Source organism: Staphylococcus caprae, from assembly GCF_003966625.1.
Classification (GTDB): domain Bacteria; phylum Bacillota; class Bacilli; order Staphylococcales; family Staphylococcaceae; genus Staphylococcus; species Staphylococcus caprae.
This window is the reverse complement of the sequence record NZ_AP018587.1, coordinates 624,238-641,981: the sequence shown is the minus strand read 5'-3', so window position 1 is coordinate 641,981 and position 17,744 is coordinate 624,238. Positions and strand designations below refer to the sequence as shown.

The following is a 17,744-nucleotide window of genomic DNA, read 5'->3' as shown; positions in this document are numbered from 1 at the left end:
ATTATGTACCAAAAAATTCATTTGCACTCTATCTAAAATTTCCAAAATAAGAACTCTATATTCCTAAATAATTATTTGTATTGTACACTACTTATAATTTTGAATAGGTTGCTTAACATCACGAATAAAAAATTTTATTTTTCACTATTACCATTTCTACAAGAATACATTATAATAACATTTAATATTCAATAAGGAGCCTATTTCTAAATCATGACTTGTCTTTTAAATATATATAAACATCATCATTCGCCCCCTACTCGCAATATTAATCGAATCATTCTCATGTTTTCATTAACAAATGATCTTAAGATTACAATCAATGGAGAAACGAAGGATTTAGACAACCATATCGCTATTATTAATCAAACAGATATTTATTACGTTAATCAATCCTCGAATTTAGTTACGCTCTCTATACCTGTTTTTTATTTTTATAATGAAGATAATCAATTCTTTAAATGTTACTTTGACAGACATTTATTGCAATCAAGTGGTTTCGTTAAAAATATTATTCTACAATCTATCCATCGATTTATGAATAATGAGGAACAAGATAATCAAGCAATTTCAAAAATTATACAAACTTTATATAAAGAGTCAGTAATTAGGTACAAAGGAAAATATATTCCTAAAGTTGCTATCAACCATCCTATATTCGTCGAAGGTCTAACCTATATCCATACCAAAGTTTCAGAAATGTTATCACTACGGCAAGTGGCACAGCACTGCAATATTTCAGAATCATATTGTTCAAACTTATTCGTAAGATATTTAAATATGAACTTTAAAGACTACTTCACAAGTTTAAAAGTGATACATGCAATTAAATTACTATTATCTACTGATGACTCTATCAATGCGATATCTGAACATTCTGGCTTTAGCAGTCATACAAATTTTACAAACCAATTTAAAAATTATTTAGGATTTAGTCCTAAGCAGTTCCGATCTTATATTTCTAAAATTGAATTAAACCCTACGATTCAATTTATTAATGAAAATTACTCAGAATTTAAAGATTTAATTAACCAATTTGAATTTAATGACCAACTCGCTACTGAAATTACTGAAAAAGATATTGACCAGTTTAATCCTAAAGATCGCACCAAAAGTTCTAAAGCGTTTATTCGTTTCGAAAACTTTAATGAGTTATTTCAGTTTGTATTCAATGAGTATTATGACATCGATTTTTCATACTTACCTCAACCCGTCGTATTCATTCAAGACATTAGTGACATTGTTGTGAGTCATATCAATTTCAATTTATTAAACCGTTGCTTTGAAAAGTTATTCGAAAAAGATATCGGCCTAGCCATGAAAATAAAAACTACACAACAATTTGAAGCTATTAATCAAGTGATATTGTCATTTTTACAAAGTAACCAAGATTACAAAACTAATAAAAAGTTAGTTAAACTCATGCTTGTCTTCGATTCAGAGAGCATGTCAGTCAATGAAATTCATCTATGTCATTTGAAAATTAAAAATAAAAATAGGGAAATCCGATATGGCATGACTGTAGAAGGCCTACTTCGTGAATCTGCGTCGATTGATCATACCTACGACATCATGAAACGTTTAAATTTTGACTATTATTTTATTGATATCGAAAATCTTGAAACTAAAAATTTATTATTAAATAAACGCAAAACATATCATCACTCATCTACACATTTTGAAAATTATAAACAGTTTATGTTAGATTCTGGTATCTCTTCCACAAGATTTGTCTATAACAATCTATCATTAAAATGCTTTAAATATACTAATAATGGCGCTAACCCTCTGCAATTATCAGATTTAGTATGTCATTTAATCGCTTTAATGAGATACGGTGGTGGAATTAGCTATCAACTTATTGATGACGATTCACAATATATTTCTTTATTCAATAGCTATGGTAGCCCACTACCTTTAATGCATATCTACAAAATGGTTGCTTCATTTGTAGATGAACCATTGGAAGTTGGAAACAACTATTTGATGAGTCGTAAAGGCGGAAATTATCATTTTCTATTATTTAATAAAATTAATGACCGTTACTTATCTGATAGTAAGCAGAAATTCATTTTCAAAAATCAATTAAATGTAAATTCTCTCATCATTATTAATACTTTAAACAATGAACATGGTTCAATTCAGAACTTACTACCAAAAAGTAAAGAGTTATTATACATTGAACGAAGTATTCTTGAAGAATTAGATAAATGTAATCATCCTAAAACAGAATTGGCTGTCCAAGAGGAAAATCACAAACCATTTCAACTTACACTGAAACATGATGAGGTGAAATATATCTGCATTAAACCGTTATAAAAGTCAATAAAGAGCTTTGGTTTAATATCGTCTCCGATTGGATATATGAATGAATAAGGAGATGATGAGTGTGGATAAACAACAAGCAACTCAAGCAATAGAAAAAGTATTAGACAATTCAAAAGTCGGTGTATTATCAACTGCATATAATAATAAACCTAATAGTAGATATATGGTTTTTTACAATGATGATTTAACTTTATATACTAAAACAAACATTAATTCAGTAAAAGTGGAAGAAATTGAAGATAACCCTTATGCCTATATCTTATTAGGTTATAACGAGACTACAAATAATAGTTTTGTAGAAATTGATGCTCAAATTGAGGTTGTTAAAGATCAAAAAGTGATTGATTGGTTATGGGAAACTCAAGATAAGACGTTCTTCGATTCAAAACAAGATCCGGAATTATGTGTATTAAAAGTACAACCTAAATCAATTAAGTTAATGAATGATGATGATTTAGATACACCTATTACAATAGAAGTTTAACTGTTTATTCGAACCCTTTGTCATGAAATTGATGGCAGAGGGCTTTTTGATTATCAAAATGTTATCATTCTATGAATTTTTAACGTTTTTAATTTTAAAAATGTTTTAAATACAATTGCAAAGTGATTAGAAGTTTTGTATAAATGAAGTAATATAGATAAAGGAGTTTTATACAGCTATGAAAAATAAGAAAGCCTTAGGTTTCGGACTTATCGCAATCATGTTGATTGTATGTATTGTACTTGTCATTATGATGATGACTGGAGGTAAAAAAGATACGTATTACGGTATTATGAAAAATAGTACTACAATAGACAAAATGATTAGCGAAAAAGATGAAAAAATAGAGAAAAATGTTAAGTTACCATCAAATGCTAACGTTTCAGTGAAAAAAGAAGATTTTGTCATGATTTTCAAAGATGAAAAATCAGGTAAAATTACTAAAGTTAAAAAAGTAGATCATGATGATGTTCCCCATGGATTAATGTCTAAAATACATGATATGAAAGGTATGCACCACGGCATGTAATACGGCCATACCTATATGATAAAAAAGACCTTGAAATGAAAGAATCTGTTTCATTTCAAGGTCTTTTTTTAAGCAAATCTAAAAACTAAAGTTTCCATATGTTTACATTTGTCTTTGGACAAATGCATAAGCGAATCTAAAAACTAAAGTTTTAAGATTCGCTAAAAATGTCAGATATAAATTTTTATAGTGTTTTAAGGTACTCTTGGCCTTTTTCTTTATCGTAAACATTTTCCCATTTAGAAATAACAATAGTTGATAATGCGTTACCCATCACGTTAACACATGTACGAACCATGTCTAATAAACGGTCAATTCCGATAATTAATGCAAGACCTTGTGCTGGTAAATGCATAGAACCTAGTGTTGTTAATAAAACTACAATAGATACACCAGGCACGCCAGCCATACCTTTTGAAGCGATCATTAAAGTAGCCATCAACACGATTTGTTGTGTTAATGATAAATGAATATCAAACATTTGAGCCACAAATAATGCTGCGATAGATTGATATAATGCTGAACCGTCTAAGTTAAATGAATAACCAATCGGAATAACAAATGATGTCACATCTTTTGGTGCACCAAATTTTTCCATTTTCTTCATAATAACTGGTAGTACTGCTTCTGAACTTGAAGTTGAAAATGCAAGCAACAACTCGCTTTTTAAAATCTTCATGATTGAGAAGATACTTACTCCAACCATTCTTGCAACGATGCCTAATACAACTACCACAAAGAAGATCATTGCAAAAACAACAACAACTAATAATTTTAATAACGGAATTAAAGCTGATGCGCCAAATGTCATAACAGTAGTACATATAAATGCAAATACTCCAATAGGAGCGAGTTTTAAAATTTTATTAATCATCCAAAATACTGCTTCTAATGTACCATTTAAGAAACCTTTAACAGGTTCTGCCTTTTCACCAATAGCAGCTAATCCTAAGCCGAAGAAAGCAGCGAAGAAGATGATTGGTAATAAATCACCTTTTGCTAAAGATTCAAATAAATTAGTAGGCACAATATTTACGATAGTATCAATTAAATGATTACCGTATGTTGTAGCTTGTTCAGCTGATTGTGCTGAAGATTGATATTTAGAAATATCGCCTTTAGGTAATTTATCAGGATCTAAACCTGAACCTGGTTTGAACAAGTTACCTATGATAATCCCTAACCCTATAGCGACTGTTGTTATAATTTCAAAGTAAAGGATTGCTTTCCATCCATAGCTTCCTACCTTTTTTGAATCCCCTAAATTCGAAATAGATAAGGCTAATGCACAGAATACAATCGGGATAATAATCATTTTAATTAAATTTAAGAAAATGTCACCAAATGGCTTAATGTAATTTGCTACATTATCTTGTCCAAATAATAAAAGCCCCGCGATGACACCTAGTACCAATGCAATAATAACTTGCGTTGGTAAACTTATTTTTCTCTTGAATAGAGCCATAATGCAAACTCCCCTTCATCTGACATCACCTAATTATATCAGATAAAATTAAAATATCTACATAAATTTTAACTTGGATAATGAATAAAAGTTTTAAGGTTCCGCATGAAAAAACAATAAATATTGTAAAAAACACACGATTCCAACGTTTATTTGAAATCGTGTGTCATAAAATCTACTTATTTAGAGGGTTTATAATTTTTATCGAAATCACTGTGTTTAGCTTTTTTGATACTTTTCTTAGTTTCACTATCAAAACCTTCAGAGAAAATACCTTTATTCGTACTTATCGGTTGAAGTACATAAGTCACATTGGGTTCGTCTTTATAAACAATTTGTTTATAATACATTCCTTTTTTCGCACTATATAAAGTCTCTTGTTTTTTGATTTTATCTTGAAGATGGTGTTCTTTAATATAGCTATCCATAAGTTCAATATTTTTATGACCTTGATAAGTTTTTAGCCCAAAGAAAAATACAACAGCTAAAATAAGAGAAATGATTAATATAATTATAATTCTAAAAATAACCTGTTTTCTACTCATGATAGAAACTCCTTTTATACTTATCTTGTTAAGTATGAACTAATTATGATTGTTGTTAAAGAGATTCATTCATATTGTAACAAAATGTTCTCATCTTACTTCATCAATAGCAAACTCATATTATAAATATTCTCTAATTTCATGAACAGGTAATCTAACAGAGCTATGTGCTTCTTGAGCTTTTTTACCAATAGCAATTGCTAACACAGGTATATATCTTTCTGAGTCGTAACCGATAATTTCAGCAATATTTTCTTTATCAAAACCACCAATTGGATTTGTATCATATCCATAAGCTTTAGCTGTGAGCATGAATTGCATTGCCATTAAACTACTATCAATATTTACAATATCTTTCATACCTTCTTTTGAAAGTCCTTTGTAATAAGGAAGAATCCATTCTAACATTTGCGTTTTGATTTCTTCAGTCATGTGTTGTTGGTCTACAGCATCACTATAAATTTGTTCCGCTTTTTCATAATTTTGCAAATCACCAAATATAATAATCATTGCTGATGATGTCGTCAGTTGTCTTGAATTAAATCCAAATGCATCTTTAAGTTTAGCTTTACCTTCATCACTATCAACAACGACAATTCTCCATGGTTGCATATTAACTGAAGAAGGTGCCTTTGTAGCTTTAATTATGATTTCATCCATTTCTTCATGTGGAATTTTATAGTCACTGTCAAATACCTTTACCGATTTTCTTTCATTAAGTATTTCATTAAAATCATTTATTCTGCTCATATCTCAATTCCCCTTTTTCTATATTCGTTTGAGTTTTACAATCAAATAAATTTGATTCAATTGCACCCTAAATTTAATTTAAAACAATTTGATTATAGTGATGAAATCAGCACTTGACAAGTCATACACTTCATAATATTGTTACTTTAACAAGGAGTGATTTAATGTATGTAGAGAATAGTTATTTAAGTAAACAATTATGTTTTTTATTTTATGTTTCGTCCAAAGAAATCATTAAGAAGTACACGAATTACCTTAAAGAGTATGAACTTACCTACACAGGTTACATAGTACTAATGGCGATCGAAGATGATGAGAAACTTAATATTAAAAAACTTGGTGAACGAGTATTTCTAGACTCGGGAACACTGACCCCCTTATTGAAAAAGCTTGAAAAGAAAAACTATGTCGTTCGAAGCCGTGAAGAGAAGGATGAACGTAATCTTCAAATTTCACTAACAGAACGAGGTAAAGAAATAAAAAAGACTTTATCAGATATCTCGATGAAAGTTTATAGTGAATTTAATATCAATCAAGATGAAGCTAAAGAATTAATTGCGAACTTACAAAATTTTGTTTCTAAAAATTTTGATAAAAATCTAGAAAAGTAATACTAGCAGAGAAGAGACAAAAGTAGACTTTTTGAAAATCTTTGACACATTCAACTTCGGCATAAACGGCACAACTTAATAACAACAGTATGTATAGTAAGCTTTTGTCTTATTCTCTCGTACGAACCAAATATTTTTTTACTCATAATCCCTACTAAACTTATATAAATACCTCTTTTTTAAAAGTGTTCTTGCTTTACCTATTTCAACTCAATTTATATAATGAAGTTGAAATTTAGGTGTCCTATCATCAATTGATTATCTAACACTTTTTAAGGAGTGGAGTATAATGAATAGTAATGAGTTCTTTAATAATAATTTTTTCAAAAATGATCCTAGCGAATTGTTTAAAGACATAGGCAAACAAGTCTATAATCAATTTTCATCAAGCGCCTTCCCTACAAATATTTATGACACAGACGAGGCATATATCGTAGAGGCAGAATTACCTGGCGTAAGTAAGGAAGATATTTCACTCAAATTTGAACAAAATATATTATTGATTAAAGCCAATAAAAAGCTTAAAAATGAAAACCAAAAAATACAGTTAAACGAACGTTCAACTGGTGAATTAGAAAGACATTTTAAGTTCGATGACATTAATAAAGAAGCGATTACTGCTAACCATGCAGAGGGCGTTTTATACGTTACATTGCCTAAAGTCATCGATGAAGACGAGAAAGCGACAACGATTGCAATTCAATAAATAAAATTTAACCCTCAACTCTATCAAGAATTGAGGGTTATAATGTATATGCTTAAGCAATCGTATTTTAAACAAATAGTAAAATTAATTTGTCATATATTAGCTATTTGTCGTATATCGTTGAAATGTTAGAGACGTTTTCCTTTTTATATAAATGAATCATTGTCATTAACGCAATCAATGCGAATAACACAAGTAATCCAAAGGCAAGATGACTAGATCCTGTTAAACCAGTCACAAACGTGATGACTAAAGGTGGGAAGAAACCACCTAGTCCTCCCATCATTGACACGATACCATTAGCTGAGCCAGCTTCTTTTGAGAAATATGATGGAACTAATTTAAAGACAAGACCATTACCAATACCCGCACAAATACTTATCGCTAAGCAACCAATTGTGAAGTGAATCATACCATCAAATAAACTTAAAATCATGCCTCCTATAATCAGGAACATAAAGTCTATGATAAGCATTTTTACTGCATTAAATTTATCCCCTAACACTCCACCAAGTGGTCTTAAGAATGTTGCAAGTGCAATAAATACTCCTGAACGAATACCCGCATCTACTTTATCAATTTCAAAATGATGAACTAAATAATTCGGTAAAAATAGACCAAATGCAACAAAAGCACCAAACGTAATAAAATACCACAAACTTAAATAATATAATTTATAATTTTTCGATAACACTTTCATTTGTGACATTAAAGGTACTTTAACTTTCGTTTCTTTATTATCTCCCAATAAGAACATTAATACTGCAAATAAACCGATAATAATTAAGTAACTTCTTACTGTACTTTGCCAACCTATTAAACCAGCAAGAACAGGTGCACAAAAAGATGAGATCGCTGTTCCTATATTTCCCATTCCATATATACCGTTAGCTAGTCCTACTTTATCTTTAGAGAAATATTTTGGTAAAGCCGTTACACCTACTGAGAAGATTGCACCCCCTACTCCTAAGAAGAAGCCACATACCATAAGCATTGTCGTGCTTTGTGCTTGTCCCAAAAAGAATATAGGAAATAACAAAATAATAAAACTGCTAAAAAATACCCATTTAGCACCAATTATATTTGTAAGATAACCAAATGGTACACGCAAAACTGATCCTAAAATGACCGGAATAGCTAAAATCACAGATACTTGGCTAGCCGAAATTTGAATATCTTGAGTTATAAACGGCATCAATGGAGAAATAATACTCCATGCCATAAATCCAACTATTAAACTTAGCGTTTGTAATGTAAGCTGATAAACTCCTTTTTTCATGTTGTTTTCACCTTCATAAAATTTATAGTAAACAAATATTAGTACCGCGCCTATCATCTGATAAGAGGTCAAAATTAAAAGTCGTTAAAAGCGAATAAGTGATATAGACACAGTACTAATTACAATTTAATTTTAAGATGATTGTGAAAAAATGAACATAAGGATTTCCCCTGATTTAGAGCTTCTTTTTCCCTATAATAAATTGAGTTATTAATGTGCTGAACCTAGAGATGAGTTTCCTCTCTTGAAAGTCGCGACTCAGCCTTTAAATACAAATAGCTATGAAAAACCGTTATCGATTTTTCATAGCTATTTTTGGTTTGTTATATTCTTAAAAGTGAGCGTTCTACTCATTTAAAACTCAAGCAATTTCTTTTTCAACGCATATTCAACAAGTTCTGGTTTACTTTTAAGATTTAATTTATTCATTATATGCGTTTTGTGTGCTTCGACCGTCTTTACAGACACAAATAACTTTTCAGCGATTTCTTTATTACCGTATCCTTTGGCAATTAAAGGCAAGATTTCAAGTTCTCGTTTAGACAAAACTTTAAATGGGTCTGATGAATAATTAACTTCTTCTTGGTTAGATTGATTAATAAATTCATTAACTAAAGAAGTGGTTAATTTCATATCAATATATGTTTCCCCTCTATATACCGTTCTCACAGCCAATATTAACTGTTCATCAGGCGCATTTTTCAAAATATAACCTTTCGCACCACTTTTCAGTACATGAAACAAATATTCTTCATCATCATACATTGTTAAAATTAAAATTTTTGTCTCTGGGAAGCTTTCAGAAATTTTGCTTGTAGCGACTAAACCTGATTCGCCAGGTGGCATACTTAAATCTAATATTAAAACATCGGGTCTATACTCTAAGACCTTTTGATATGCTTCCACACCATCTGCTGCAGTTGCTACAACTTCCATATCTTCTTGATAGTTTAATATCATTGAGAATCCAGTCCTTACTACAGCATGGTCATCTGCTATAACAATCTTCACATTAATTCCCCCAAGATTTTTATATAGGTATATCTAACGTTACGATGGTTCCCTTGTTAATATGAGATTCAATGTTAATATTTCCATTAACTAATTCAGCACGTTCTTTCATGCCGTAAAAGCCCAACCCTGATCCTTTAGGCTTATCCTCAATATTGAAACCCTTTCCACGATCTACAACTTCAGCTAGTAATCTATTGTCACTTTTATTAATATTCACTTCTATTTCGTTTACTTCAGCATATTTTAATGAATTTAATACAGCTTCTTGAATCACACGATATACCACCGTTTCAACCTCATTATCAAAACGCATACCTTTGATATTAGATTGATAATTAATTTGAATACCATAATTCTCTTCAAACTGTTTGAAATAAGAATTAAAGGCAGCCTCAATACCTAAATCATCCAATGAGGAGGGTCTCAATTCGACTGATAGATTTCTAATGTCATCAATGAGTTGCGATACTAAACCCTCAATATGCTGCGCACTGTCTACTAAATTTTCATCTTGATATTTATATTTTAAAAGTCGCAGTTCAACATCAATATTTAACATTTCTTGAATCACACTATCATGAAGTTCACGAGAAATTCTTTTTCGTTCATTTTCTTGTGCTTGAATCGATTTATGCAACATCTTTTGTTGATACATTTTTTCTTGTCTCTCAATTTGAGGAGACACATTTTGTAAAGTAAACGCACTAATCCCTCTGTCTGAATCAATCGTTTGATATGTAGCCGTAAAAGGTTCTACTTTATTATCTTTCGTCTTCATAAATACTTGGAAATTTGATTTCTGTAGTTGATTTTCTTCTAAAAAACAATTCTCACAAGATTGAATATCATATTCATTAGAATATCCTTCACAACGATTGCAAATTGCATGAGTCATCGCATTATAATTATCTTCTTCAGATAAAATATCGCTAGCGGCGTCATTCATCGCTATAATTTTACCGAGATGATTCACAAAGACAATCTTTTCAGTCGTCGCATCGTAGTACTTATGCAATAGTGCTTCAATACTGCCTTCTAGTTTACTTTGCATGGTTATCACCTAATTCATTTCTGTAAAAAATCCAATTTGACTTTGTATATCAAGTTGTTCTAATGTCTGTGGAAGAGGTTGATGATTTCGTTGACCTAACAATAATACACCATACATTTGTTCATCAAGCCATAATGGTACTGCTACTACTGCTGTTAGTGCTTCATTCAAGATGATGGGAAACTTTATTTTCTCGGCTTGAGTTAATGCCATATCTACATCTGCAATAACCATACGTTTCCCTGTTTTCATAACAGTACCAGCTAAGCCTCTGCCCTTTCTTAAAATAATAAGTTTGTACCGTTCATTCGTATTTCCTGAGACATATTTCCATTTAATTGGAGAAGATCTATGATAATGCTCATACATTGCAATTGCGCCAAAATCATAACCTTCGTTCTTTCTCAATCGATCTAAATTATCTTGTAGACTTTTGTTGTGTAATAAAGATTCTGGTTTCAACTTACCCATCCCCTCTTCATTAAACTTTATTTTTCCGATAAATAATATATCTTCTATTCATATATGAAAGCGGGACACTCCACACATGAACCAATCTCGTAAATGGCCATAATGCAAATATTGTGAATCCTAATAAGATATGAACTTTAAAAGATAACGGTACATTTAACATAAGGTCAGCATTAGGTGAAAACATAAATAAATGTCTAAACCAAATGGCTATGGTTTGGCGATAGTCAAAATCAGGTTGGACTGCATTCGTGAAAATAGTTGAATAACAACCCATTATCAATATGATACACAGAAGAATATTAACGAATATGTCTGAAAAAGAACTTAAACGTCTTACATTTTTGATTGTAAGTCTTCTTAACGTAAGTAACATCATACCTAATAATGTTATTATACCAAAAATACTTCCTATATATACCGCACCAATATGATAAATATGATTATTAACTCCAACCGCTTCAAGCCAATTTGCAGGTACCAATAAACCTACCACATGCCCAAAAAATACTGGAATAACACCTAAATGAAACAATAAACTGCCCCATTTTAATTGTTTCTTTTCAATTAATTCGCTGGATTTCGCCGTCCAAGAAAATTGATCATATTTATAGCGTGCTAAATGTCCAATAATGAAAATAGTTAAACACAAATACGGATAGATAATCCAAATAAATTGATTAAGCATGGCTTTCCACCTCTCTAGGCGACTCGATACACGCTTTTAAAGTCTTTCTTAAAGCTTTAATTACATACGCATAAGGGTTATTATTTTTAGCAAGTTCATTAGCCATTTCGTAAGTTCCATCTTCAATAATCATAATAATTAATTGCAAATTTTCCTGTGCTCGGTCATCATTCTCCCAATCGGCAATTTGTAAGAATTGAAGCATCAATGGTAGGTAATCTGACAACTCGTTATCTACCATTTTAAGTCCAAACATTTCATACAATACTTTCAACTTAGCTAACATTTGTCCGCGTTCTTTCTGAGTATCAAATTTATTATATGTCATGTATAAAGGATAATTTTTACTAAAATCAAACGTATCCGTATAGATGGCTTTGATTTCAAATAAAGAATATTGCATCATTATATTTCGATAATGACTTAATTCTTCATAACCTGGGTGCGACTGTGTAATGGTTTCTTCGAATGTTGTTGGATGAAAGGTAAGTTTCTCCGGAAAATTAATTTGTTGTCCTAGATAACCTAAGCTTTCTTGAAAAAGATGTAATTTCTGAAGATTAATCACGGAAAATCCCTCCATAGAAATTATCATTATAAATCTCTTGTCCTGTTTTACCAGAACCTACTGCCACACCACAGCCTTCACAATTAGCGCCAAAGTATTCTCCACCATACCCTTGACTTCCTTGAGCTTTATAAGTGTCCAAATACGTTTCTTTATGTGATGACGGAACAACAAATCGATCTTCATACTTAGCGATTCCCAATAATCGATACATATCGTTTAATTGGCTTTCTGTTAAACCTAAGCGTTCAAGTTTAGAATAATCAAACGGTTGTTGAGTCACTTTTGCTCTCATATAACTTCTCATCATAGCCATTTTTTGTAAGCCTTGTTTGACAGGTGCCGTATCCCCTGCAGTTAATAGATTTGCTAAATATTCAATAGGTAAACGCATTTCTTCGATCGCAGGAAAAATCATATCTGGATTTTGTCCTGCGTTTTGACCTTCGAAATAACTCATAATCGGACTTAAAGGTGGGCAGTACCAAACCATAGGCATTGTTCTAAATTCTGGGTGTAATGGAAATGCCATTTTATATTCTACAGCGAGTTTATATACTGGAGAATTTTGAGCTGCATTAATCCATTCATGACTTAATCCTTGTCGCTCAGCCTCAGCGATTACTTCTTCATCAAATGGATCTAAGAATAAATCTAATTGTTTTTCATATAAATCTTTTTGATCCACTGCAGAAGCCGCTTCTTGAACGCGATCAGCATCATATAATAGAACACCTAAATATCTCATTCTACCTGTACACGTTTCTGAACAAACTGTTGGCATACCTGCTTCTATTCTAGGGAAACAAAATGTACATTTTTCAGCTTTATTCGTTTTCCAGTTGAAGTAAACTTTTTTATAAGGGCAACCAGTCATACAATAACGCCAGCCTCGACACGCGTCTTGATCGACTAATACGATGCCATCTTCATCCCTTTTATACATAGCGCCTGAAGGACACGATGCAACACAACTTGGATTAAGACAGTGTTCACATAATCTCGGCAGATACATCATAAATGTCTCATCAAACTGGAACTTAATATCTTCTTCAATTTGTTGAATATTTGGATCCTTTGGACCTGTGACATGACCCCCTGCTAAGTCATCCTCCCAGTTTGGTCCCCATTCTAAATCTAATTTATCGCCAGAAATCAGTGAATGCGCCTTAGCGACTGGTGAGTGCTTACCTTCTTTTGCAGTTGTCAAATGTTCATAGTTATATGTCCAAGGTTCATAATAATCTTTGATAAGTGGCATATCAGGATTGTAAAAGATCTTTCCTAATGCAATTTTTGACCATCTATTACCAGACTTTAATTCGAGTTTCCCTTTTTTATTTAGAATCCAGCCACCTTTATAATGACTTTGATCTTCCCAGCGCTTTGGATATCCCACACCTGGCTTAGTTTCTACATTATTGAACCACATATATTCCGCACCAGGTCTATTTGTCCATGTATTCTTACATGTAACACTACACGTATGACAACCAATACATTTATCTAAATTTAAGACCATCGCTATTTGAGCTTTAATCTTCAAGCCAATTCACCTCTTTCATCTTTCTTACCGCCACATAAACATCCCTTTGATTCCCGATTGGTCCATAATAATTAAAGTGATAGCTTATTTGAGCATATCCTCCAACCAGTTGCGTTGGTTTTAAGTGAATTCTTGTTGGTGCATTATGTGAACCACCTCGTGTATCAGTAATTTCTGATCCTGGTGTTTCAATGTGTTTATCTTGAGCATGATACATAAACATTGTGCCTCTTGGCATACGATGTGATGTAACTGCTCTAGCAGTAACCACACCATTGCGGTTATAGACTTCTAACCAATCATTATCTTTTATATCATGTGCTTCTGCGTCTTCATTAGAAATCCAAACAACAGGCCCACCTCTAAATAAAGTAAGCATGCGTTCATTATCTTGATATGTTGAGTGGATATTCCATTTGCCATGAGGCGTTAAATATCTAAGTACTAAGGCGTCTTGTCCGCCTTTAACCTTCTTATCACGTGTACCAAATACCATAGGTGGTAAAGTTGGTTTATAGATAGGTAGGCTTTCGCCAAATTGTTGGAATATTTCATGGTCTAAATAATAACTTTGTCTGCCAGTTAAGGTTCTAAAAGGTACAAGTCTTTCAATATTGGTTGTAAAAGGTGAATAACGTCGTCCATTTTTATTTGAACCTGGGAAGACTGCCGTAGGAATAACTTCTCTAGGTTGTGATGTAATATTTAAAAATGATATTTTTTCAGACGCACGTGCTTCTGAAATATCTTTTAATTTCATACCAGTTTGATTCTCTAAATCTTCATAAGATTTTTGAGATAACTGTCCATTTGTAGCCGAAGAAATATTTAAAATCACATCAGCTACCTTTCTAGCTGTATCAATACGTGGTTTACCATGTCGTATTGAATTGTCGTTATCAGCATTCCAAGTTCCTACCATACTTTTTAATTCTTCGTATTGTTCAGAAACACTAAAACTTACACCATGTGCCCCGACTTTAGCCTTTTCTAATAAAGGACCGACTGTAACATATTTATTGTAAATTTGAGTATAATCACGTTCTACAATAGAGAAATTAGGCATTGTTTTACCTGGTATACCTTCCACTTCTCCTTTAGACCAATCTTTGACTACTCCATATGCTGTACCGATTTCTTGTTTAGAATCATGAGCTAAAGGCGTTGTTACAACATCTTTAAATGTTCCTGGCAAATAATCTTTAGCCATCTCTGAAATAGCTTTACTCAAAGTCTTATAGATATCCCAATCTGAACGTGATTCCCATAATGGATCAATGGCTGGATTAAATGGATGGATGAATGGATGCATGTCAGTTGAAGATAGGTCATGTTTTTCATACCAAGTAGCTGCTGGTAAAACAATGTCAGAATATAGTGGTGTGGCAGTCATTCTAAAATCTAATGACACCAACAAGTCTAATTTGCCGACTGTGTCTTCTCTCCATTTAATTTCTGATGGTTTATCGTCTTCATTAGGTTCTGCCATTAAACCTGACCGCGTACCTAATAAGTGTTTCATGAAATATTCTTGCCCTTTAGCTGAACTAGATATTAAATTAGATCTCCAAACAAAGAGTGTTTTAGGATGATTCTTTCTTAAGTCAGGATCTTCAACTGCGAATTGTGTTTCCTTGTTTTTAACCGAATCTATCGCTCTTTTCAGAATGGCTTCATTTGAATTGTCTCCAACCTCTTTCGCTTCCTCACCGAATAAAAGACTATTCTTATTGAATTGAGGATAGGATGGAAGCCATCCTAATCGTGCAGCCGTCACATTATAGTCAGCAGGATGTTGATGTTTAATATTTTTGGCTAGTGGAGATTTAAATTGATCTACATTTGATTCCTCATATTTCCATTGATCTGTTGCAAAGTAGAACCAACTTGTACCATTTTGCAAACGTGGTGGTCCTTGCCAGTCTTTAGCAAATGCAATTGTGTTCCAACCTTCTATTGGACGACACTTTTCTTGACCTACATAGTGCGCCCAACCGCCTCCATTTACGCCTTGACAGCCACATAACATTACTAAATTTAATATGGCACGATAAATCGTATCGGAATTAAACCAATGATTAATACCGGCACCCATAATAATCATAGAACGCCCATTCGTATCGATAGCATTTTGTGCAAATTCTCTAGCTACTTGAATGACTAATTCTTTTTTGATGCCTGTGATTGATTCTTGCCACGCAGGTGTGTATTTAGATGTACTGTCTTCATATGATTGTGCTTCTAATTCATGATTAAAGCGTTGAACACCATATTGACTTGTCATCAAATCATAAACAGTCGTTACACAAACTTCTTCACCATTTGCTAATTGAATGGTTTGAGTCGGTATAGGTCTTTCAAATATGCCATCACCATTACTATCGAAATAAGGAAATTGAATTGTCTGTAATTCGTAATCATCATCTGTCATTGATAAAGCTGGATTAATTTGAGTACCATCTTCTGTTTCTAATTTTAAGTTCCATTTCTTACCTTCTTCCCAACGTTGTCCCATCGTTCCATTTGGCACGACAAACTGTTGGCTGACCATATCTTTAATCACTGGTTTCCATTCACTATTTTCACTTTCAATTCCTAAGTCGCTCTCTCTTAAGAATCTACCAGCTTTATAACCCTTTTCATCTTTGTCCAACATAATAATGAAAGGCATATCTGTATATTGTTTTGCATAATCTATAAACATGTTATTCGGTTGATTAACGTAAAATTCTTGTAAAATAACATGCGTCATCGCTTGAGCTACAGCAGCATCAGTACCAGGATGAGGCGCCAACCAATTGTCAGCAAACTTTACATTCTCAGCATAATCAGGTGCTACTGAAATTACTTTAGTCCCTTTATATCTGACTTCTGTCATAAAATGTGCATCAGGCGTACGTGTTAACGGTACATTTGAGCCCCACATAATAATGTAAGCAGCATTAAACCAGTCACTTGATTCTGGTACATCCGTTTGTTCTCCCCAAATTTGTGGCGATGCAGGAGGTAAGTCTGCATACCAATCATAGAAACTAAGCATCTCTCCACCTAATAAATTAATAAATCGAGCGCCTGAAGCATAACTAATCATCGACATTGCTGGTATAGGTGTGAATCCTGCGATTCGATCTGGTCCATCTTTTTTAATTGTGTAAAGAATTTGCGCAGCAATAATATCGGTGACATCTTTCCAATTCGCTCTTACATGTCCACCTTTACCTCTAGCTTCCTTATAAATTTTAGCTTTCTCTTCATCTTCAACGATCGAAGCCCAAGCAGCAATGCGATGACCGTTGTTCTCCTCTAATGCTTCAGTCCATAAATCTAATAATTTACCTCTTATATATGGATATTTCACTCTAAGTGGACTATATTCATACCATGAAAATGAAGCCCCTCTCGGACATCCTCTAGGTTCAAATTCAGGCATGTCCGGTCCGCAACTCGGATAATCAGTTTGTTGATTTTCCCACGTAATAACACCATTTTTCACAAACACTTTCCATGAACATGAACCTGTACAGTTGACGCCATGCGTTGTACGAACAACTTTGTCATGACTCCATCTTTCGCGATACATTTTCTCCCATTCTCTACTCTTATGTTCTAAAACCGACCAATTTCCATTAAACTTTTCAGTCGGTTTAAAGAAATTTAATCCAAATTTTCCCATCAATAATATCCTCCTACTATCAAATGCATTTGCTAC

At 32.5% G+C, this 17,744-nt stretch carries 16 protein-coding genes; 5 read left to right on the top strand and 11 right to left on the bottom strand.

Annotated features, from left to right (window positions below):
• Positions 1-213: 213 nt before the first annotated feature.
• The 3 genes from rsp to JMUB898_RS02855 all read left to right on the top strand — a co-directional run bounded on the left by rsp (position 214) and on the right by JMUB898_RS02855 (position 3,341).
• Positions 214-2,319, top strand: coding sequence for an AraC family transcriptional regulator Rsp (gene rsp / locus JMUB898_RS02865; protein WP_044466791.1), 2,106 nt, complete (start codon positions 214-216; stop codon positions 2,317-2,319).
• 64 nt (positions 2,320-2,383) lie between these two features.
• Positions 2,384-2,812 carry a pyridoxamine 5'-phosphate oxidase family protein gene (locus JMUB898_RS02860; RefSeq protein WP_241159062.1) on the top strand — a complete coding sequence of 143 codons (429 nt, stop codon included), beginning with the start codon at positions 2,384-2,386 and terminating at the stop codon, positions 2,810-2,812.
• Between the two features lie 178 nt (positions 2,813-2,990).
• Entirely contained in the window at positions 2,991-3,341 is a 351-nt protein-coding gene (locus tag JMUB898_RS02855; protein ID WP_002444021.1) for a DUF4889 domain-containing protein, read from the top strand.
• A 184-nt stretch (positions 3,342-3,525) separates the two neighbouring features.
• Here JMUB898_RS02855 and JMUB898_RS02850 read toward each other — a convergent pair whose 3' ends face one another.
• The 3 genes from JMUB898_RS02850 to JMUB898_RS02840 form a co-directional block, all read right to left on the bottom strand.
• Positions 3,526-4,806, bottom strand: a complete 1,281-nt coding sequence (locus tag JMUB898_RS02850; RefSeq protein WP_126501899.1) for a cation:dicarboxylate symporter family transporter — start codon at positions 4,804-4,806, stop codon at positions 3,526-3,528.
• A 179-nt stretch (positions 4,807-4,985) separates the two neighbouring features.
• Positions 4,986-5,351 (bottom strand): DUF3139 domain-containing protein, encoded by a 366-nt coding sequence (locus tag JMUB898_RS02845; RefSeq protein ID WP_002444025.1) that lies wholly within the window; start codon positions 5,349-5,351, stop codon positions 4,986-4,988.
• Between the two features lie 120 nt (positions 5,352-5,471).
• The gene (locus tag JMUB898_RS02840; RefSeq protein ID WP_002444027.1) at positions 5,472-6,101 is read right to left on the bottom strand and encodes a nitroreductase family protein; all 630 of its coding nucleotides are present in this window, start codon (positions 6,099-6,101) and stop codon (positions 5,472-5,474) included.
• Positions 6,102-6,265: 164 nt separating this feature from the next.
• Between JMUB898_RS02840 and JMUB898_RS02835 the strand changes: the two genes are divergently transcribed.
• A complete protein-coding gene (locus JMUB898_RS02835) occupies positions 6,266-6,712 on the top strand; it encodes a MarR family winged helix-turn-helix transcriptional regulator (protein WP_002444029.1) in 447 nt (148 codons plus the stop codon).
• Positions 6,713-7,001: 289 nt separating this feature from the next.
• The gene (locus JMUB898_RS02830) at positions 7,002-7,418 is read left to right on the top strand and encodes an Hsp20/alpha crystallin family protein (protein ID WP_002444031.1); all 417 of its coding nucleotides are present in this window, start codon (positions 7,002-7,004) and stop codon (positions 7,416-7,418) included.
• 103 nt (positions 7,419-7,521) lie between these two features.
• Here the strand turns inward: JMUB898_RS02830 and JMUB898_RS02825 are convergent, their stop codons facing one another.
• From JMUB898_RS02825 to JMUB898_RS02790, 8 genes are all read right to left on the bottom strand, one after another.
• A complete protein-coding gene (locus tag JMUB898_RS02825) occupies positions 7,522-8,697 on the bottom strand; it encodes a nitrate/nitrite transporter (protein ID WP_044466789.1) in 1,176 nt (391 codons plus the stop codon).
• Between the two features lie 354 nt (positions 8,698-9,051).
• Complete coding sequence (nreC, locus tag JMUB898_RS02820; protein ID WP_002444035.1) at positions 9,052-9,708, bottom strand: nitrate respiration regulation response regulator NreC; 657 nt, start codon at positions 9,706-9,708, stop codon at positions 9,052-9,054.
• 19 nt (positions 9,709-9,727) lie between these two features.
• Positions 9,728-10,762: a sensor histidine kinase gene (locus JMUB898_RS02815; protein WP_037541634.1), complete on the bottom strand. Its 1,035-nt coding sequence runs from the start codon at positions 10,760-10,762 to the stop codon at positions 9,728-9,730.
• Between the two features lie 9 nt (positions 10,763-10,771).
• Positions 10,772-11,224: a nitrate respiration regulation accessory nitrate sensor NreA gene (nreA, locus tag JMUB898_RS02810; protein ID WP_037541636.1), complete on the bottom strand. Its 453-nt coding sequence runs from the start codon at positions 11,222-11,224 to the stop codon at positions 10,772-10,774.
• Between the two features lie 19 nt (positions 11,225-11,243).
• Complete coding sequence (narI, locus tag JMUB898_RS02805) at positions 11,244-11,921, bottom strand: respiratory nitrate reductase subunit gamma (protein ID WP_002444041.1); 678 nt, start codon at positions 11,919-11,921, stop codon at positions 11,244-11,246.
• A complete protein-coding gene (gene narJ, locus JMUB898_RS02800; protein WP_161792491.1) occupies positions 11,914-12,504 on the bottom strand; it encodes a nitrate reductase molybdenum cofactor assembly chaperone in 591 nt (196 codons plus the stop codon). Before narJ ends, narI begins: the two co-directional genes overlap by 8 nt.
• Positions 12,482-14,035: a nitrate reductase subunit beta gene (narH, locus tag JMUB898_RS02795; RefSeq protein WP_002444044.1), complete on the bottom strand. Its 1,554-nt coding sequence runs from the start codon at positions 14,033-14,035 to the stop codon at positions 12,482-12,484. Before narH ends, narJ begins: the two co-directional genes overlap by 23 nt.
• Positions 14,025-17,708, bottom strand: a complete 3,684-nt coding sequence (locus tag JMUB898_RS02790; RefSeq protein WP_044466787.1) for a nitrate reductase subunit alpha — start codon at positions 17,706-17,708, stop codon at positions 14,025-14,027. The genes narH and JMUB898_RS02790 overlap by 11 nt, the downstream gene beginning before the upstream one ends.
• Positions 17,709-17,744: the final 36 nt, after the last annotated feature.